Origin of the sequence: Chitinimonas taiwanensis DSM 18899 (assembly GCF_900119825.1) — a bacterium.
GTDB lineage: Bacteria > Pseudomonadota > Gammaproteobacteria > Burkholderiales > Chitinimonadaceae > Chitinimonas > Chitinimonas taiwanensis.
On record NZ_FPKR01000009.1, the window covers coordinates 36,034 to 55,986 of the forward strand.

The following is a 19,953-nucleotide window of genomic DNA, read 5'->3' on the forward strand; positions in this document are numbered from 1 at the left end:
GTCAAGCCTGGATTCTTGCGCAGATCAGCCTGCGCTTAAACGGCAATACCGCTGCAGCGCGCTACAAGCAGTTCGCGGATCGCACTTTGCCCGGCCGCATCCACATAGGGCAGCATGCTTGCGTACCAGACCTGGACTTGGCTGGGTACGAGCGCGGCCGATACCACCGGCCAGCTTTGCGCCAGGAAGTCGGCAAAGCTCGGCCAGCCGCGCAGGCCCAGCGTGGCGGGGTCGGTGTGATGAAAGGGCAGGTAGAGCGACTTCATCCAGTCCAAATGGGGCAGGGCCTGGCTGAACAGCTGCTGCTGGCACAAGGCGTCCACGAAGCGCACGCGCAGCAGCATGGGCGAGATGTCCTTACGGCGCAGATTGATCTCCACCGCCTTCTCCATCCAGGCCTCACCGCGGCGCAGATCCTGCAGCTGAATGGCCGCCAGCGCGAGCTGTAAGGCATGAAACACGGTCGGCGCCTGCTCAAAGCCCTTCTGGCTGTAGTCATACACGCGCTGCCACTGGCCAAGCTCACGCGCGGCGGTCAGCGCAATCTGCAGCGCATCGCTACGCAAGGCCTTGTCCTCGGCATCCAGCACCGCCTCGGCATGGGCGAGCGCCGCACTGAAGTCATCCAAGGCCAGCGCGGCCTGGGCAGCGGAGAGCTCGGTATTTGGTGTGCTGACGATTGCGCTGTCTTGTGAAACCGTACTGGGCGCGATTGAACTGGCGGCGGGGGTGTTGCTGCGGAATAATCGGGAAAAGAAACCCATGGAAATCTGCAAATAAATAAAGTGATGATAAATCGGGAAATAAAACGCGGTAATCGCTGCTGCAATTACCGCGTAATGAATTTGCTATTCCCGTATTTTATTTCTGCTGGTCAGCATCCCACTGCCAAATCGTGGCGCCGTAAGCGCTATCGACTGCGGGCATGATATCGCCTTGCTTGAAAGCGCGGCGTGAGTCGGCCTTGGCAGGGGTGAACCAGTAGCCGGCTTGGGGGCAGGGCTGGCCGGCTTCGCAACGCAGTCTTATGTCGCTAGGATTTACTGCGTTAACTCTGTCCAGAACATGATTGGCTCTAGCCCAGTCTGCTAAATCTTTCGGGTAAACCAAGTGGTCTCTGAATGATGTGTCATCAATGCCATATAGCACGCAGACTGCGGCCGCCTCAAAAGCCCAATAGCCTTCATAGTTGGAGTATTCGTCTGTTTGCTCCAGATGGCCATTGTACCAAGGTGTTTCCTTAAAGGCAGAGTACCAGCCATTCAAATACTCTAGCATGTACGCACTGGCTTCAACTGCAGTTTGTGCTGTATAAATTACATCCACGAGTGGACCATAGGGTACTTCATGGAAGAATTCTTCCGTCTGACTAGTATCAGGTACATAGCGCTCAATTAGAGACTCAAAAAGCATATCTGTGTGCCTACTGCTGCTCATCAATTTTGCAGCACTACGCACTTTATCTGCTTCGCCAAGTAAAATGCCAATACTTACAACATCCAGCGCTAGCTGGAAATGATAGAGATCCTCGAATTCACAAGGTGTAGCATCCAACTGTAAATCTTGACCCGTCTCTTGGGCTAACGCGATGGCGAATTCGTGCTCAGACTTATGCCATGCCTCGAACCAATTCATAGCCTCACTGTATAGGGAATGAAGCGACTCTATGTTCTGACCGGCTGTATAGTGCAGACGTACTAGCTTCAATGCACTTTTAAATGCTCCGCCTCTTACCGCAGTATAGGCCGTATCGCTAGAAGGGATGTGGCCCTCCTGTATGGCCGATTTTTTACTATCGATATTGGCAACTTCCATTGCCTGATTGAGCCTGAAATACTTCTCTGTCAGGAATTGCTGCCTGCGTTTAATGCGGAAGTCAGCTTCAGTCAATATGCTATCTCTAGTTTGGTTTGTTTCTTGTGTGGCATTAGATTAATCAATAAACTCCCCGCGTTGATACGCACGATCAGGGAACATGGGCTGTTTCTTGGGTGGTTTGGGTAAAGGCCAGCCACGCTTGGCAGTCCAGGCTTTGATGTCTGGGATGATGCCGGGTGCTTCGCCATCCGGGCATTCATGCAGGCAAACCCAGTTCTTGCCGTGCTGACCAATGAAAGGTTTGGGCGGCGTATCAAAACGCCCCCAGCCGATCACCGGACGGATGTAAGTTGCCAGCATTTGCGGATATTTACCTTTTTTATTTTTGGGCTTCTCGTAATCGTTTTCCCATTGATACGAGGTGATAACGATGTATGGGAATTGATCACTTTGCAGGTAGTAGCCCCACTCGCGGCAGCCGAAGTTGCCATCGATGGTGTCGGCCTTGAAGCCCTTGCGGTAGCGTTCTCCCATATCTGTCATTGAGCAGATGGCTGGAATGTAAGCCACTTCGTCGCTGCTACGTCCGGTATACCATTCGCCAATATCGAACTGCAGATCATTCGCGGCATTGCCGGGCGCCAGTATCAGATAACGCAGGCGATTGAGTTTACCGCTCAACGTAAACGGCCACTCGTAGGGAGAGGCGAGTCGGCCCTGCTCATCAAAAGTCATCAGCAAGGTGGCGACCTTGTTGTTCGCTTCCCAGTATTCATTCGGTATATCAAATACCTGTACTGGGGGGATGATGGTTTCAAGCAGATGGCTGCGCCCGAAGTCGAGCGGTGTTCTTGCGAGTTCCTGTTTTCCTAGCTCTCTCCGAATTTCAAAGCGGCTGGGTTCGTCAATTTTGAGGATGTAACGAAAATCCCAAGGGCACTCTATCCAGACGCGTGATCCATCTTCTTGAGCATTTGCAGTCATACAAAATAGGATGACTGCCAGTGGGCGAAATATTGAATTCATGGCATTCATGTTGTGGCCAGGATTGGGTCGAATACCATCAGGTGTAGATGATTGGCATGTAACTGGGAATTGCTATCGTTCTTTAGATTATCAGTAGCGGATTGATTGTCGCGCGTATTGATGTCCATATACCAAGGATCAAATAACTGCTTGATGCACTTACGGCGCGATAGCTCAGTGCGGAAGGTTTTAAATGCGACTGGCTCGTTTTTATGCCCTGAAGCTGCGATAGTTAATCGTTTAAAAGATTTCCGCACTTGCTTTCAAATTGAATGCCACTATTTGCAATGGCTTTACAGCTATTCACTTTTGCTGACGCCAAAGGGCAGCCCCAGGTTCCTTTGTTTGTAGGTGTTATTCCATAAATTTTATACTCAATTTTTCTGTTTATTATCAATCTGTAGTCATAATTGTGGGAGAGTATTTCATGGTCTTTAAAGACAACTTTAAGGGCGGTTCTTCCGTAGGAGCTGGTTACTTTCTCGCCGGTATAGTCGAGTGAGTAGGTCTCGTTTGGTGAGAGGAATCCGGAGCCCTTCTCATATCTTGATAAGCTGGCTGACTTTGGTTCATCCCCTTCCCAATCAAGAACAAAAAAATACCCGCTAAATATGTCAGAGCAACCAGCCCAGGTTGGCAGGGGGTATGCACAGGCGAGTAAGGCCACAAGGTTAAGCTTAATGCACGCTGAGATAACCATAATAATTGCTCTTCCATGAATTAACTATATCTGATATTTTCAATATAAAGGGCGAAGAATAATAGCCGGCCTTGGAAAGGCTTGGTCCTAAATTTTAGTTCTCTAGTAATTTGCCACACTTTTTTTCAAAAGTAATCCAGTGATATGCGTCGGCTTCACAGTCGTTGACTTTGGCTGACTTTAAAGAGCAAGACGAAACTCGTCGCGCTGAAGGTGTGATCTCATAAATTTTAAAGTCAATTTTATTGTCAATAATTAATCTGTAGTCATACTTGTGAGAAAGCACGCTCTGATCTTTGAATACAACTCTAAGGTAACTCCGTCCGGAGGAGGTCTTTAATTTTTCTCCGAAATAGTCGGAAGAAGATGACTCGGCGGGGTCTTCAAAATTAGAGCCCTTCTTGTATGTCGATAGGATGGCAGAGTTTGGAACTTCATCCTCCCAGTCAAGGACCATCAGAGATCTAGTAAATTTATCGGAGCAAGCAGCCCAGGTTAGTGATGGGTAAAGGGCTGCCAGTGCGATAAGTAGATGCAGTTTAATATGTGCTGAGATAGCCATAGTAGTTGTTTTTCCATGAGGTGATTTTAATTCCCCTTTATCTGAAGTTCTTTACGGAATCATTGAGATCTCTAGTTTCGTATGGCATAGGGAATGAGTAGCTAGTTTTGGGGTCTGCTCCCCAAGTGTGAACATCAACAAAGACAGTTTCAACCTCACTTTTTCCCTGAGCGGGATTGCCGAACTGATCAACCATACGCAACCCTCATTCGTAGGTTACCCACTGCGAGTCAAGAAATAGATCTTTGGTCTTATAGCCAGCTTCTCTGCCAATCAGATCTCGATCCACCATGAGCCATATTTCCTGTCCCTGCTGGTATTTTCTTTCAATTTCCAGCTAGTCTTCCAAATCAGAGTCGGATGCCTAGTCGTGCAACTGACCCAAAGGGGATTTCTTAATCGGTAAACCAAGCAAAGTCAGACCCTCCGACTACACCTCACTGACCCCCGCCACACTTTTCAACATGGGTTTCAACATACTGGGCCAATTGACAGTCTTTAACTGATCTAGAGAACCATTCTCCAAACCATCATAGCCAAAGCTGCTTTCTCCACTTCTTGAACTTGCCAGTACTATCCAGTCAACCTCGGGCATTTTTAGGTTCTCGAAATCACTATCTGCCGGGTCGATAGAATACATCTTCTCGGCGGCACTCAGTAGGAGATTCTGAAAATCACGCTCACTGGGTAATTGTGCTCAGGCTAAGATGGTTATTAAATTTTTTAATTTTCTATTTTCTTGCCGCAGGCAGAATCAAGAGTGATTGCTCGATCAAAAGTGGTCGGGCAATTGTTTACTTTGAATGATTCTAGCGGGCACCCCCATGCGCCCACACCTGTTGGAGTGATTTCTGTAATAAGAAACTCCACTTTATTGTTCAGTCTTAGTCTGTAATCAAAACCCAAGGGTAAAAATATGTGATCTTTAAAGCTGATATTTAAAAATGATCTGCCTGCTTCATTTGTTGACTTCTTTGCTTGGAAGTTCGAGGAGAGAACTTCTTCTGGCTTTTTGAGGTCACTGTTTTCCTTATGGCGCTCAAGTGTAATTTCCTTGGGTTCTTCCTCATCCCATCCAGCTATCAATAGCTCCCCACTAAATTTCTTTGGACAGGCAGCATATGAGTGGCTTGAATAAAAAAAGAGTAAGGTAAGTAGTAGGCTGGCCTTACTTGCTAGTGGAAAATTCATCTGTTAATTAGTGATTGTTAATGCGATTAATAATTGAGGTGTGAGATTGGTTTTTCAGGAGAATTTCACATTTCTTTTCGAAAGAGATCGCATGCCCCGCATTGGCTTCGCAGTTGTTAACTTTGGCGGAATCCATTTGGCATCCCCATGTGCCTTGGTTTGTGGGCTCTATTTTATATATATTGAACTCAATCTTGTTATCAAGAGTGAGCTTGTAATCATATCTATGAGAGAGTGATCTATATTCGTTGAACTTCAATTGTAAGTAGGGCCGGCCTGATGGGGTGAGCAGCTTTTTTGCGATGAATTCAGAAGAATCGCTTCCGTACTTTCTTTTGAAGTTCGAGCCCTTTTCATATTTTGATAAGATGGCAAAGGTTGGCACATCATCCTTCCAGTCAAGAATTGATAGCGCTCCAGAAAACTTGTCTGAACAGTCAGCCCAGCTGGGTGTCGAATACAGAGCAATAAGTGCAAGAATGAATTGCAGCTTAATACGCGCTGAGGTAGCCATAGTGGTTACTTTTCCATGAGGAGATTTTGACGCCACTTGTCCTAAGTGTGTCTACGTAATGATTGATGACTTCTATCTCGTCGGGCACAGTAAAGTAATTCCCGGACTTCGGGTCTGATCCCCAAGTTTGAACATCAAAGAAAACTGTTTCAACCTCACTTAAAATTTGGGTTGGGTTTCCATGCTGGTTCACCATACGCAGAGCCCTTCGTAGGTCACCCAGTGAGATTCACGGAATAGATCTTGTATATTGTATCCCGCGTCACCACCTATCAGACTCATGTCCACCATGAGCAATATTTCCTGTCCCTGCTGGTATTTGCGCTCAATTTCCAGCAAGTCTTCCAAGTCGGAATCGGATGCCCAGTCATGCAATTGACCCAAGGGTGACTTTTAAATTGGCAAACCAAGCAAGGTCAGCCCCGTCGATTCCACCTCACTAAATCCTGCTACGCTCTTCAACATCGGCTTGAGCATACTCGGCCAGTTAACCGCTTTCACCTGATCAGTCGGCCCATTTTCAATGCCATCTTAGCCGAAGTTACTCTCACCAATTTGGGAGGTGGCCAGCACGATTCAGTCAATCTCGGGCATACGGAGACCTTTAATTTTTTGGCTTTCTGGATCGGTGGCGTACATCTTTTCCGCCGCACTCTTGTTCGGCTTCACGAGGTAACCCAGTTGAATGGCTGCAACCTCGGTGACCACCACAGGTGGTGCGGCAACGAGGGCTTGCGGTGTAGCTGGTGCCGGTGCGCTCAGGCCTTGCGAAACGGGTAGGGTTGAAAGGGGACGGCTTGTTCACTTGGCAAGTTCAAGACCTGACTATCGGACAATGGTCTCCGTATGCGTTGCCAGCCACTCCCGCACTGCGGTCTGACCGGCGGCATCCAGGTAGGGCAGCATGCTCGCGTACCAGACCTGGGCTTGGCTGGGTACGAGCGCAGCCGATACCACCGGCCAGCTTTGCGCCAGGAAGTCGGCAAAGCTGGGCCAGCCGCGCAGGCCCAGCGTGGCGGGGTCGGTGTGATGAAAGGGCAGGTAGAGCGACTTCATCCAGTCCAAATGGGGCAGGGCCTGGCTGAACAGCTGCTTCTGGCACAAGGCCTCCACAAAACGTACGCGCAGCAGCATGGGCGAGATGTCCTTGCGGCGCAGATTGATCTCCACCGCCTTCTCCATCCAGGCCTCTCCGCGGCGCAGGTCCTGCAGCTGAATGGCCGCCAGCGCGAGCTGCAAGGCATGAAACGCGGTCGGCGCCTGCTCAAAGCCCTTCTGGCTGTAGTCATACACGCGCTGCCACTGGCCCAGCTCACGCGCGGCAGTCAGCGCAATCTGCAGCGCCTCACTACGCAAGGCCTTGTCCTCGGCATCCAGCACCGCCTCGGCATGGGCGAGCGCCGCGCTGAAGTCATCCACGGCCAGCGCGGCCTGGGCTGCGGAGAGCTCGGTGTTTGGCGTGCTAACGGTTGCGCTGTCTTGTAAAACCGTACTGAGCGCGGTCGAACTGACGGCGGGAGTGTTGCTGCGAAATAATCGGGAAAAGAAACCCATGGAAATCTGCGAATAAATAAAATGATGATAAATCGGGAAATAAAACGCGGTAATCGCTGCTGCAATTACCGCATACTGAATTCAGTATTCCCGTATTTTAGTTCTGCTGGTCAGCACCCCACTGCCAAATCGTGGCACCGTAAGCGCTATCAACTGCGGGCATGATATCGCCTTGCTTGAAAGTGCGGCGTGAGTCGACCTTGGCGGGGGTGAACCAGTAGCCGGCTTGCGGGCAGGGCTGGCCGGCTTCGCAACGCAGTCTTATATCGCTAGGATTTACTGCGTTAACTCTGTCCAGAACATGATTGGCTCTAGCCCAGTCTGCTAAATCTTTCGGGTAAACCAAGTGGTCTCTGAATGATGTGTCATCAATGCCATATAGCACGCAGACTGCGGCGGCTTCAAAGGCCCAATAGCCCTCATAGTTCGAATACTCTTCTGTTTGAACTAGATGGCCATTATGCCAAGGCACCCCCTCAAAGGACTTATACCAACTGTCAAGATATGATTGGACATATGCCCTAGCTTCTTCGGATGTTTGTGCGGTATATATAGCGTCTAGCAGGAGGCCGTAAGGTGCTTCATGAAAGAATGTCTCAGTCTTACTTGGGTCTGTTACATACTGCTCAACGATTGATTCAAACATCATATCTGTGTGGCGATAGCGACTAAGCCAAGTGACTATTTGTCTTACTTTATCTGATTCGCCTAAAAGAACGCCTAGGCTGATGATCTCTAAGACTAGTTGGAAATGAAATAGATCTTCAAAATAGCAGGGAGAACCGTCATCACGCAATTCTTCTTCGCCCGTGCGGGCTAGCTCGGCAATGTATTCTCGATAGGTCTGATGCCAAATTTCAAAAAAATTAACTGCATCAGTATAGAGTTGATGTAGTGAGTCAATACTTGCGCCGGAGGTAAATGTTAAACGTATGAGCTTTAATTGATTCTTAAAGGAGCTTCCCGGTATGCCTGAGTAAGGAATTTCAGATGGCAGAAATTGCTTAGAATTGATAGTGGCAGTATTTTGTGCTATTTCATCCTTGCAGAATGCGTAATTCAGCTGAAAGTACTTCTCAGTCAGAAATTTTTGTCTGCGTTGATTCCTAAAATTGGCTTCGGTCATAAATCAATTTACCCTTGGGTTATTTATTTTTTGCCTGGCGCGAGCGTGTTGCTTGTGGTGCGGGTGTCGATGACTTCTTTGACTGGTGCGCACGTTGGCGGGTATTGTCAACTATGTCAATTTCTGTTGCATTTCATTCGTGAGTTATACCGTGCTCTGTATGGGGCTGAATATCCTTGCCCAATTTTCCCTGATGGATATCTGTCAAGGCTTTAGCATGGTCTAGCGCACCAGAGGACTCAAATGTAACTAAAACAACGCTCCGCTCGTACTTTTTTGAGTTCCTTTCGGCTAGGTTTTTAACTACGTCCGAGTGAAGCCCTTCTTTTTTGGCTCTGTCATCTACCCATCCAACAGACATTTGCATTAGTGGGGTCTGAGTTCCGCCATTATCGGATGAGTCGCTAAGTAGGTAATGAAGTAGTTCCATGCTCGGACTTAAGCCTTTCAACTCTGGAATACCACCTCGTTTAACTCGCTTCTTACCATTTCCATATGCAACGCCAATGCTTTCACTTGCTTTTGCCTCAAGTACAGTACATCGGGGTCTGGCTATGAAAGCCGCTTAGATGACCGGCGTGGTTGGCCGGGCCATCGTGACCGGCCGCATAGGGCGGTATCGCCTGGTCGTTGTACAGGCTGCCCACCACCATCGGGCGGTCCACATCGCCTTCCATGAAATCGATCAGCACTTCGTCGCCCACGCGCGGGGTGAATTGCGTGCCCCAGTTCGGGCCGGCCAGCCATTCGGCCACGCGCACCCAGGTGAAGCCCGCTTCGCTGCCTGGCGCATTGTCGCCAGCGGCATGGGCCAGCTGGATAGCAAAGGTAGCGCGTCGTGCAAAACGGCAACTACGCTTGCTTGAGCACCCAGCAAATCGCATACGCGACCGATCAGACGATGGAAACCCCATGCGCAGCCATCCACTCCCGCACTGCGGTCTGACCGGCGGCATCCACATAGGGCAGCATGCTAGCGTACCAGACCTGCACCTGGCTGGGCACGAGCGCGGCCGATACCACCGGCCAGCTTTGCGCCAGGAAGTCGGCAAAGCTCGGCCAGCCGCGCAGGCCCAGCGTGGCAGGGTCAGTGTGATGAAAAGGCAAGTAGAGCGACTTCATCCAGTCCAAATGGGGCAGGGCCTGGCTGAACAGCTGCTTCTGGCACAAGGCCTCCACAAAACGTACGCGCAGCAGCATGGGCGAGATGTCCTTGCGGCGCAGATTGATCTCCACCGCCTTCTCCATCCAGGCCTCACCGCGACGCAGGTCCTGCAGCTGAATGGCCGCCAGTGCGAGCTGCAAGGCATGAAACGCGGTCGGCGCCTGCTCAAAGCCCTTCTGGCTGTAGTCATACACGCGCTGCCACTGGCCCAGTTCGCGCGCGGCAGTCAGCGCAATCTGCAGCGCTTCGTTACGCAAGGCCTTGTCCTCGGCATCCAGCACCGCCTCGGCATGAGCGAGCGCCGCACTGAAGTCATCCAAGGCCAGCGCGGCCTGGGCTGCGGAGAGCTCGGTGTTTGGACTACTGGCAGCCGCGCTGTGTGGTGAAACCGTACTGGGCGTGGTCGGGCTGACGGCGGGGGCGTTGCTGCGGAATAATCGGGAAAAGAAACCCATGGGAGTTCTAACTAGTTCGGCCGCCAAGGTGAGACGACGGCGTACCTAGGTAGAAACGCCGTGCTCAATAGTTTTTATTGGCGTGGTTGGCATATAGAAGAACCACACCTGCGTGTGGAAACTTACGCTATGGCGTTGTGAGCTACGTGGCAAGCCTGCCTTGTTGTATTGCATCGTTCAGCATGATTCACCACGGTTGATCTCTTTGAATTGCCAGCGCTGGTGACGAAAAATCAGGGTGAAATCGTCACCGCCACCCTCTCTGTCGACGCCGACAGCAACCCGCTTCCCTCGCGCTTCAACGCGAATCCAGAGTGCTTGTGGTGATGGAAGGCCGAGGCCCATGGCTGGGGCTTGGGTACGACGTTGCGCGTTGGAAGAGCCTGGCCCGCTTAAGTCTCGCCTCATGGCTAAAAAGCGATGACGCAGTAATTGGTCGGGGAATGTTTCGCGGCAGTACAGATCCTGCAGAGCGACGATGAAATCATCAGGCTGGTGCACACCCGATTCTGCTGCTGCGGCAGTCAGTGCTGGCCAAGGGGTCTGGGTGCATAAGCGCGTAGAAAAAGAAACCCGTTCCTCTGATTCACTCGGGAACATCAGCTTCTCCATATAAGCATTAAAGCTGCTCGGCGGTATTGCCCATGCACTGGTGGCAGCAAGGCCAAAAAACAGTAAGGCAACACAGCCTTTGATAGTTTTATTCTTCTGTCCAATTAACATGCATATCTCGATTTGAATGTTTATCGGATCAACAGTGCGGCGAGTGATATTCGAATCCGACTTTATTCACGGCGCCTACCCATGGTAGGGATGTGCAGGCGCACTGGATTAATCAATAAACTCCCCGCGTTGATATTCGCGGTCGGGGAAAAGCGGCATCTTCTCGGGCGGCAGGGGAACCGGCCAGCCGCGTTTGGCTGCCCAGGCCTTGATATCGGGGATGATGCCAGGGGCTTCGCTGTCGGGGCATTCGTGCAGGCAGACCCAAGTGTCGATCTGTTTACCGATTACTGGCTTCGACGGAACGTCAAACCGCCCCCAACCGATAACGGGGAGAATGCGCGCAACCAACATTTGAGGGTATTCCCCCTTCTTGTTAGTCGGCTTGTCGTAATCGTCTTCCCATTGATACGAGGTGACATCGATGTATGGGAACTGATCGTTTTGTAAGTAATAGCCCCATTCGCGGCAGCCAAAGTTGCCATGCGTGTAAGCCGCCTTGAAGCCAGGTTTATAGCGGCGCTCCATATCTCCCATTGAACAGATGGCTGGAATATAAGCCGACTCCTCGCTGCTGATACCGGTATACCAATACCCCAAATGAAACTGTAGGTCTGCCGGGGCATTGCCCGGCGCCAGAATAAGTGAGCGGATGCGGTTTATCTTTCCGCTTAGCTTCTGGGTCCAGTGATAGGGGGAGATGACTTCGCCTTGTTCATTGAACCGGATCAACTGAAAAGCCACGGCCTTATCCATTTCCAGCAGTGCATTAGGTGAATCGGTACGGATAATGGTGGCATCAGGAAGAATAGATTGAATAATTTGCGGTTCGGATGGATCGACTGTCGCAAGAATTCTCTTGCCGAGCTCGCTCTTGGCCGAAAATGATGCTGGATCACCAATCAGCAAAATAAATCTATATTCCCACGGTCGTTCTATCCACACGCGGGAACCATCTTCTTTAGCAAAAGTAATAACGCATAACAATGCTAAGAAGCTATTAAAAATTAATCTGGTCTGCATTTTCATTTTGTGGGCAGGCTTGGGTCGTAGACGGTGATATGCAGATGGTGGGAGTGCAATTTTTCATTGCTGGATATCTGCAGATTTGGCTTCGAGGGTACTTGGTCTCGCGTATTGTCATCCATGAACCAAGGATCAAAAACCTGGCTAACGCATTTACATTGCGATAAACTGGTACGAAACGACTTGACTATTGTAGGCTCGTGCAAATCGCGTTCTTTATTCCATGCATTATCTGCCGTGACTTTGGCTTGATTTGCGGCCTCTAGATTTTTTATTGAATCAGTCAACTCATTCTCAAGCGCCCGCTCACGCAAAGGATCAACCTTACCGGGATTGGATTTTTTAAGTCGATTAAGATTATTCTGCTCTTTAATGAGCGAGTCGCGCTTATCTTCAGCAGCTTTCACCGCCTTATCCGCCAGCTCCTTTTCTTTGAAAAGCTGCTTTTCAGCGTCACTCACCCATTTCACGTCCTGCCGCCCACCTCTCAGCTCCTGGCGGTTGAGAAGGACATTATCCAGATAGCCAACATCCAGACTCAATCCCGTGCGATGTGAAATGCTGCCATACATCGGGCGCCAACCAGACGTTGTGATCACTTTTTTGATGCCGCTTTTAAGTGCTGCATCAATTAATGCCAGCCATGCATGAGGGTGTACGCGTGGTAGCCCATCTCGATACATATCGAAATTGGCAATGTTCTGTACCGGATTATCAGCATTCTGAAAGGTCAGGATCGTCTTTTGCATCACGCCTTGATCATTCGGTGCATTCACTGTTAGCTCACCTTTCAGAGAGCCATCAAAAATACTCAGCACTGCTGCCCTGATTTCGGCCACAGTTTCGGGTGGCATGAGTCTTTTTGCGTCATCGAGCGTGTATTTATATGACACCTTGAACCAGATATCGCCGGTTAACGTGGCCTCGTAAACGTCTACCTTGCGTTTGTTGCCGCGCGCATCCGTGATTTCTTTGGTTCCTTTCAATTTTGGTGTGTCATCTGAACCGAGTTGGCCGCGCCTTTCTTTGATAACCACCTCAATATCATGCTCTTTGGGAGTAACCGCGAATACAGGATGTTTGCGATTGGCTGGCGCAGCATCGCTGTTCAGATATAGCGCCACGGTCTGTCCGGGCTCGACAAAGATGTCGTCTTTGGCCACATAAGCTTTGAGCACAGCCGCCTTTTTGGAAAAAGCCTTGTCGGCCTTGCCATCAATCGCCAACGCATAAGGAATATTGAGCGTCCTCTCAGAAGGGATGTGAGGATCCCAAAGTCCGGTTTCAAATCGATATGACACCCGCCTGGTCACACTCACCGGGCAATCCACGCAACTGCCCTTTTGGGCATTCGTCGTTGCCGTGTTGCTTTGTTCTCTTGCCATCTCAACACTCCTCCACTACACCGCTGCCGACTTGTCCGACTTCCAGTTCTTGCACACCCCATACGATCCGTAGCTTGGCCGGGTCGGTCGTGGCGATACGTTCTGTTTTGCCGTCGCTATCCGTCGTGCCGGATGTATAGCTGCCATCAGGCAGGTAGATGAGGTAGGGCAGGCCGCAGATCGCTTCTCCCGAAACCTTGTCCACCGCCCTGAACTGCTCATCAAACCATTTGAATCGTGTATCAGGCAGCTTCGCCGGCGTCCTCGCCACATTCGCGCCACCCATCGCCCCCGAATTCCCCTTCACCTCAAACGTGCCGCTCGCCTTGAAGGTGATATCGCCGCCTTTCAGCTCGATCTCGGCGCCGCCGCCGAACAGCTTCACGCTGTCCTTGGCCACGATGTGGATGCTGTCCTCGGTGCTGGTGATGGTCAGGGCCTGTTCGCTGGCCAGGTGCAGGAGGTCGGTGTGGGCGGCGATGTTCAGTTCGCCCTCGGCGGCGATCAGCTTCATGCCGCCGTGGTGGGTGAATAGGCTCAGGCGATTGCCCGATTGCACGGTCATCGTCTGCTGGCCGGTCAGCTGCGCATCGGCGTGGCTGCTGGCTTGCAGATCGCTGCCGGCGTACAGCACATTGCTGCCTTCGGTGGCGGCGGCCAGCGCGCTCGGGCTTTCCAGCACGGCCGGGCTGTCCTGCAGGGTTTCCACCGGGTCCTTCAGCTGGCGGCCATCGCCGCCGCTGTCGGGCTTCTGCGCGGCTTGGCCGTTCACGGCACCGGTATGTTCGCTGAGGCGAGCATGCAGCTTGGCGATGTTCTCCTGGCCGTGATTGGCGAGGGCCTGGTGGGTGAGGGCGCTGTCGCCCAGCTGTTGGGCCAGTTGCTCGGCGGCCTTGGCCTGCGACTGAGTGGCTTGCGTGATCAGCTGGCTATCGCTGGCCTGGGGCTGGGCATGGCTGCTGAACAGCAGGCCGGCTTCACCGCGCAAGCTGCCCCAACCATCGCTGCGTAGCTCGAAGCCTTCGCCGCGATAGCGGCCGCGGTAGGCGCCAAAGGCGGGTTGAGTGACCAGGTGGCCGAGGTTGAGCTCGGTCTCCTGGCGGCTGGTCTTGAGCTGGCTGCGCAGCTGACCGGGGGTGTCATCCATCACCCAGCGGCTGTAGTCGGCACCGTCCAGGGTCTGGCTATGGAAGCCGCTCAGATGACCAGCGTGGTTGGCCGGGCCATCGTGGCCGGCTGCATAGGGCGGTATCGCCTGGTCGTTGTACAGGCTGCCCACCACCATCGGGCGGTCTACATCACCTTCCATGAAGTCGATCAGCACTTCGTCGCCCACGCGCGGGGTGAATTGCGTGCCCCAGTTCGGGCCGGCCAGCCATTCGGCCACGCGCACCCAGGTGAAGCCCGCTTCGCTGCCTGGCGCATTGTCGCCAGCGGCATGGGCCAGACCCCCGCCATTCGGCGCCTGGCCGCGCTGCCAGGCAAACTGGATCTTGATGCGGTGGTTGCGGTCGCTGCGCAACGGCTCGCCCTCGATGCCGACCACCAGCGCATGCTGGGGCTGGGCGCTCGGTTTGGGTAGGGCATCCGGCACCAGCGGGCGTTCGATGGCCTGGCATTCGAGCTGATGGCGATAGCTGCCGGCTTCCACCACGGCGGACTGCAGCCAGTCGGCTACATTCGCTTCCAGATTATTGGCGCCCTGGTGGTGGATTTGACGTACCACGAAGGCGCGGCCGCTGTAGTCGGCATGATCGAGCAGGGTGAAGCGCTGCGCGGGGCGTAGCGCGCGCACGGCGCCCTCGGCGCTGAAACGTTCGGCGCGGCCATCATGGGCCAGCTGGCGCAGCTCGGCATGCCGTGCGGCGTGCTCGGCGTTATCGAAGCGGTAGGCGGCGCTGCCATCATAGTCTTCCAGCAAGCCCACTTCGCCATCGGCCTGGCGCGACTCGGCCGTGCCGGCCGGTGCATGCAGCTGGCGGTAGTCCCAGCTGCTGCGTTGCACGCTACGCGGCTGCACGCTCAGCTGGTGCTCGAAGGCGGTTAGCCTGTCATCGCTGAAGCTGGCGCTGATCTGGCCGAAACGCAGGTTGCCAGCGTCCTTCAGTTCGGCATCCTGGTCGAACACATGCAGCTGGCAGCGCGACAGCGTGCCGTCGGTTTCACCTTCGCGGTGCTCGAACACCATGTTCAGGCCTTCCTCGGCCAACAGGCGGCTCAGAAAGGCCCAGTCGCTCTCCTGGTACTGGATGCACAGGCTGCGTTTGCGCAGCGTGCGGCTCACGCTGTGGCGCCAGTTGGCTTCCGGGTAATCGGCCAGCAGCTCGCTGGCGATCTCCAGCACGGTCTTGTCCTGGAATACCCAGCAGTCTTGCCGGCTATCCAGCCAAGCGGCCCAGGGCAGTAGGGTCAGGCGATAGCGGCTGAAGCCGCCGTCGCTACCCAAATCTTGCAGCGCAGCCACGCGGCCATGGCGCGGCACGGTCTGGCCCGCAGCGTCGATCAGGCTGAGCTGGAATTCCCTGCCTAGCCATTCGCTGGCATCGATGCCAGCCAGCTCGGCGATCACATCGACATCGAAGCGGAACAGCTGGTCCAGGCCTTCGCGGCCTTCGAAGCGTTCCACCAGTACTGGCAGCGGCGTGCCTTCCAGGCGAATCAGCCGCGCATGCTGTTGCAGGCCCAGATTACCGAGCAGCTGGGCCACGGCGGCCGATACGGCACCGGTGGCGGCTGCGCTGAGCTGGGAAACTGCGTTGCTGGCGAAGGTAGAGAGTAGTGACATGGTGTCCAGTGACAAGTGTCTAGGGCTGCAAGGGCGCGGTCTTGGGTCTGCTCGGTATGCCGAGTAGACCTAGGGCCACGCCAGGCCTGTGTTATTCGTTGCTGTCTTGCTCGGCGCGTACGCCCAGCATCTCGTTCACCTGGGCCAGGGCGCCGCCATCCTTGATCACGGCGGCCAGCCACTCGTGCAGCGGCATATCACCCCAGTCGGCGGCCTTGCGGGCCAGATAGGTGACCGGACTGTGCGGCTCGGTCTGCTGGAAGAAATCGGCCACCTGGCGCAGCAGCTGCAGGGCCTGGCTACGGTGCTGGATGGCGCCGGCCACCATGGGGGCCGCAAAGGCCACCGCGGCACCGGGGACCGCAATCGCCATGCCCGCGTCAGCGCCTGCCACGGCGTTGCCGGCGCTCACCGCGCCTTGCTCGCGCGCCACGCGCTGCACCAGATTGTTGACCGCGTCGAAGCTGTCGAACACTTCGCGGAATGACGGGCCATCCACGCCCAGCTTGGCGTCGATGGCACTGGCCAGTGCTTCCCAGGCATCGCGTGCTGCCTGCAGCTCGTCCTGCAGCTGGCGGTAGAAGTCTTTTGGCGTGCTGCGCTGCGCCTCATTGACCCGCGCCACGGTTGGCTTGCCCTCCGGGATGTTGTCGCGCAGATCGGGGTTTTTCTCCATCGCCGCTTCAAAGGCACGTGCGGCCTCCTGGTCGGCCAGGCTGAAACTGCCCTTGCTGCTCTGGGTCAGCGGGGTCTGGCGGATCAGCTCATTGGAGCGGGTCACGAACCAGGTCAGCGTGCCAATGCGCAGCTCCTGGTCGCCATCCTCGGCTTCCGGGTAGATGTTCTCCCAATACAGCTCGATCAGGCCCTGCATGACCTCGCAGCCATGGGCCAGGCCAGCAAAGCCGTTCAGCTTGGCTTCTGCCTCGGCATACCAGCCGGCCACGCGCAAATCCTTGCTGCGTTCGGCCAGCAGTTGCATGCACAGGTCGCTAGCCGCATCCCAGTCGGCCTGTTTGACGTCGGCAATCCATTCGCCCTGGGCCAGGTTGGCGTCGTCCTCGCGTCGCGCTTCGCGGATGCGGTCGAACTCGGTGGAGAAGCTCAGGTCTTCGCCACAACCACCCGGGCCGCCCAATGCCTGCAGCAGGCTGTCTTTGTCTTGCATGGTATTTCCTCTCCCTCGCGCTGGCCGCCCTGGGCCAGCGCCTTGCTATGCCTGTGTTCAGCTGACCTTGTAGGTGAGCTTGCCGGTCTTGGTCGCGCCGACCTTGATCTTCTGGATCGCTTCGCCTTCGGCCATGCGCTCGAGCACCGAACCGGCGATCTCGGGCAGGATGGTGCCGTTGAGGATGTGATCCACATTGCGTGCACCGCTATCGACTTCGGTGCAGCGCTGGAACACGGCATCCACCAGGCTGTCGTCGTAGACGAAGGCGGCCTTGTGGTTGGCGGCCACGCGCTTGGCCACGCGGTCGAGCTTGAGGCGGATGATGGCTTCCAGCACGTCGTCCGAGATCGGATAGAAGGGCACCACCTTCATGCGCCCCAATAGGGCGGGCTTGAATTCCTTGAACAGCTGCGGGCGGATCATCTCGGCCAGCGCGTCGGCTTCCGGCAGCTCTTCGGCCGGCTTGTTCAGACAGGCCTGCATGATGGTGGACGAGCCGACATTCGAGGTCAGGATGATCAGGGTGTTCTTGAAGTCGATCTCGCGACCTTCGCCGTCTTCCATCACGCCCTTGTCGAATACCTGGAAGAACATCTCCATCACGTCCGGGTGCGCCTTCTCGACCTCGTCGAGCAGCACCACGCTATACGGCTTGCGACGCACCGCCTCGGTCAGCACGCCACCTTCGCCGTAGCCGACATAGCCGGGGGGCGAGCCCTTGAGCGAGGACACGGTATGCGCTTCCTGGTATTCGCTCATATTGATGGTGATCAGATTGCGCTCGCCGCCATACAGCGCATCGGCCAGGGCCAGCGCGGTTTCGGTCTTGCCCACGCCGGAAGGGCCGACGAACAGGAACACGCCCTTGGGCTTGTTCGGGTCTTCCAGATTGGCGCGCGCGGTACGCACGCGTTGGGCTACCGCGCCCATGGCGTGGTCCTGGCCAATCACGCGTTGCTTGAGGGTGTCGGCCAGACCAAGTATCGCCTTGATCTCGTTCTTGACCATGCTGCCGACCGGAATGCCGGTCCAGGCGGAAATGATGTCGGCCACCACGCTGCCATCCACGCAGGTCGGCACGAGCCCAGACTCGCCCTGCAGGGCTTTCAACTCGGCCTTCAGCTTGTCCAACTCGGCGCGTTCGGTCTTCAGCTCGGCAGCCGGGTCGGCCGCATGCTTTTGCTCAAGCGCCTGGCGCAGCTCGCCAATCTGGCGGGCCAAGCCTAGCTCCTGCTGCCAGCGTGCGCTCTGGCCCTCGATATCGGCAGCCAAGGCGGCACGCGCCTCGTTCAGCTCCTTCAGCTTGGCGGCATGGCTGCCACCGGAGGCCACTTCACGCTGCAGGGCCGCAATTTCCACATCGGTGCGCTCGAGCTGCTTCTCGGCCAGCTCAATCGCTTCCGGTTTGGCGCTTTGCGCCAGCGCCACGCGGGCGCAGGCGGTGTCGAGCACGCTGACCGCCTTGTCGGGCAGCTGGCGGCCGGTGATGTAGCGGGCCGACAGGCGTACTGCATCGACGACCGCTTCATCCAGCACGCGGATATTGAAATGCTTTTCCATCAGCTCGGCCATGCCGCGCAGCATGCTGGCAGCCACGTCGAGGCTAGGCTCGTCGACTTTGACGACTTGGAAGCGGCGGGCAAGCGCGGCGTCCTTCTCGAAGTACTTCTTGTATTCAGCCCAGGTGGTGGCTGCAATCGTGCGCAGCTCGCCGCGCGCCAGCGCTGGCTTGAGCAGGTTGGCTGCATCGTTCTGGCCGGCCTGGCCGCCGGCGCCGATCATGGTGTGCGCTTCATCGATGAACAGGATGATCGGGTGCGGGCTCTTCTTCACCTCGTCGATCACATTCTTCAGGCGGTTCTCGAATTCGCCCTTCACGCTGGCGCCGGCTTGCAGCAGTCCCAGGTCCAGCACATGCAGGGCGACGTTCTGCAGCGGCGGCGGTACATCGCCCGCGGCGATCTTCTGCGCCAGGCCTTCCACCACCGCGGTCTTACCTACGCCGGCTTCACCGGTGAGGATGGGGTTGTTCTGGCGGCGACGAGTCAGGATGTCGATGGCCTGACGGATCTCGCTTTCGCGGCCGATCACCGGGTCGATCTTGCCGTCGCGGGCGCGCTGGGTCAGGTTGCTGGTGAACTGGTCGAGCGCGGGCGTCTTGGCCACGGCGCTGGCAGCGGTGTCACCGGGCACGGCTTCTTCGCTGGCGGGCGGGTTCTGGATGGCTTCGCCGGCTTCCTGCGACTTCACGGTCAGCTCGGCCAGCTTGTGCTTGAGTGTATCGAGCGGGAAGCGGCCGAACAGCGGTGAGCCGCGCTTGGCCAGCTGCACCAGGTCCGGGGCGGTCAGCAGGGCCAGCAGAATATGGCCGGTACGGATCAGCGAGGTGCCGCCCTCGATCGAGGCCAGCAGCCAGGCATGTTCGAGCAGGGTGGGCAGGTGGATGGAGAACACCGGTGTGCGGGTATTGCCGGTCTTGAAGCTCTCCAGCTCGCGGTTCAGATCACGCTCGAGCTGGGTGGGGCTGATATCAAAGCGCTGGCACAGCTGCACGAAGTCCGAGCCGGTCTGTTCGAGCAGAGCCAGGAACAGGTGTTCGAGATCAACTTCGTAATGACCACGCGTCATGCACAGATTGGCGGCGCGTTCGGCAGCCAGGCGGGCGGTGGGGGTGAGCTTGGCGATCAGCGCCTTGAGATTGCTAGCCATGAGATTTCCTTGAATTTTCTGAATAAGAGTTATGAATAAGCTT

The 19,953-nt window shown here is 55.1% G+C and carries 16 protein-coding genes; all 16 read right to left on the reverse strand.

Features of this window, described 5'->3' with window-relative positions; genetic code table 11:
* Nucleotides 1-35: 35 nt before the first annotated feature.
* Nucleotides 36-764, reverse strand: a complete 729-nt coding sequence (locus tag BT173_RS11985) for a tetratricopeptide repeat protein (protein WP_072428901.1) — start codon at nucleotides 762-764, stop codon at nucleotides 36-38.
* Nucleotides 765-861: 97 nt separating this feature from the next.
* Nucleotides 862-1,890, reverse strand: coding sequence for a PoNe immunity protein domain-containing protein (locus BT173_RS11990; protein WP_072428902.1), 1,029 nt, complete (start codon nucleotides 1,888-1,890; stop codon nucleotides 862-864).
* A 42-nt stretch (nucleotides 1,891-1,932) separates the two neighbouring features.
* Nucleotides 1,933-2,853, reverse strand: a complete 921-nt coding sequence (locus BT173_RS19335) for a hypothetical protein (RefSeq protein ID WP_139256136.1) — start codon at nucleotides 2,851-2,853, stop codon at nucleotides 1,933-1,935.
* A 223-nt stretch (nucleotides 2,854-3,076) separates the two neighbouring features.
* Complete coding sequence (locus BT173_RS19340; RefSeq protein WP_139256137.1) at nucleotides 3,077-3,544, reverse strand: hypothetical protein; 468 nt, start codon at nucleotides 3,542-3,544, stop codon at nucleotides 3,077-3,079.
* A 1,285-nt stretch (nucleotides 3,545-4,829) separates the two neighbouring features.
* Nucleotides 4,830-5,297 (reverse strand): hypothetical protein, encoded by a 468-nt coding sequence (locus tag BT173_RS19345; protein ID WP_139256138.1) that lies wholly within the window; start codon nucleotides 5,295-5,297, stop codon nucleotides 4,830-4,832.
* A 7-nt stretch (nucleotides 5,298-5,304) separates the two neighbouring features.
* Nucleotides 5,305-5,811, reverse strand: coding sequence for a hypothetical protein (locus BT173_RS19350; protein WP_139256139.1), 507 nt, complete (start codon nucleotides 5,809-5,811; stop codon nucleotides 5,305-5,307).
* 825 nt (nucleotides 5,812-6,636) lie between these two features.
* Entirely contained in the window at nucleotides 6,637-7,365 is a 729-nt protein-coding gene (locus tag BT173_RS12005) for a tetratricopeptide repeat protein (protein ID WP_139256140.1), read from the reverse strand.
* 97 nt (nucleotides 7,366-7,462) lie between these two features.
* Entirely contained in the window at nucleotides 7,463-8,491 is a 1,029-nt protein-coding gene (locus tag BT173_RS12010; protein ID WP_072428906.1) for a PoNe immunity protein domain-containing protein, read from the reverse strand.
* 527 nt (nucleotides 8,492-9,018) lie between these two features.
* Complete coding sequence (locus BT173_RS12015) at nucleotides 9,019-9,375, reverse strand: phage baseplate assembly protein V (protein ID WP_072428907.1); 357 nt, start codon at nucleotides 9,373-9,375, stop codon at nucleotides 9,019-9,021.
* Nucleotides 9,376-9,385: 10 nt separating this feature from the next.
* A complete protein-coding gene (locus tag BT173_RS12020) occupies nucleotides 9,386-10,111 on the reverse strand; it encodes a tetratricopeptide repeat protein (RefSeq protein ID WP_139256141.1) in 726 nt (241 codons plus the stop codon).
* A gap of 177 nt (nucleotides 10,112-10,288) precedes the next feature.
* Nucleotides 10,289-10,834 (reverse strand): hypothetical protein, encoded by a 546-nt coding sequence (locus BT173_RS19355; RefSeq protein WP_139256142.1) that lies wholly within the window; start codon nucleotides 10,832-10,834, stop codon nucleotides 10,289-10,291.
* A 108-nt stretch (nucleotides 10,835-10,942) separates the two neighbouring features.
* Complete coding sequence (locus BT173_RS12025) at nucleotides 10,943-11,863, reverse strand: hypothetical protein (RefSeq protein ID WP_139256143.1); 921 nt, start codon at nucleotides 11,861-11,863, stop codon at nucleotides 10,943-10,945.
* The gene (locus BT173_RS19040; protein WP_084658512.1) at nucleotides 11,860-13,245 is read right to left on the reverse strand and encodes a hypothetical protein; all 1,386 of its coding nucleotides are present in this window, start codon (nucleotides 13,243-13,245) and stop codon (nucleotides 11,860-11,862) included. Before BT173_RS19040 ends, BT173_RS12025 begins: the two co-directional genes overlap by 4 nt.
* Nucleotide 13,246: 1 nt before the next feature.
* On the reverse strand, nucleotides 13,247-16,030 hold the full coding sequence (locus tag BT173_RS12035; protein ID WP_084658515.1) for a type VI secretion system Vgr family protein: 2,784 nt from the start codon (nucleotides 16,028-16,030) through the stop codon (nucleotides 13,247-13,249).
* Between the two features lie 91 nt (nucleotides 16,031-16,121).
* Complete coding sequence (gene tssA / locus BT173_RS12040) at nucleotides 16,122-17,198, reverse strand: type VI secretion system protein TssA (protein ID WP_072428910.1); 1,077 nt, start codon at nucleotides 17,196-17,198, stop codon at nucleotides 16,122-16,124.
* Nucleotides 17,199-17,255: 57 nt separating this feature from the next.
* Nucleotides 17,256-19,910 carry a type VI secretion system ATPase TssH gene (gene tssH / locus BT173_RS12045; RefSeq protein ID WP_072428911.1) on the reverse strand — a complete coding sequence of 885 codons (2,655 nt, stop codon included), beginning with the start codon at nucleotides 19,908-19,910 and terminating at the stop codon, nucleotides 17,256-17,258.
* Nucleotides 19,911-19,953 lie beyond the last annotated feature (43 nt).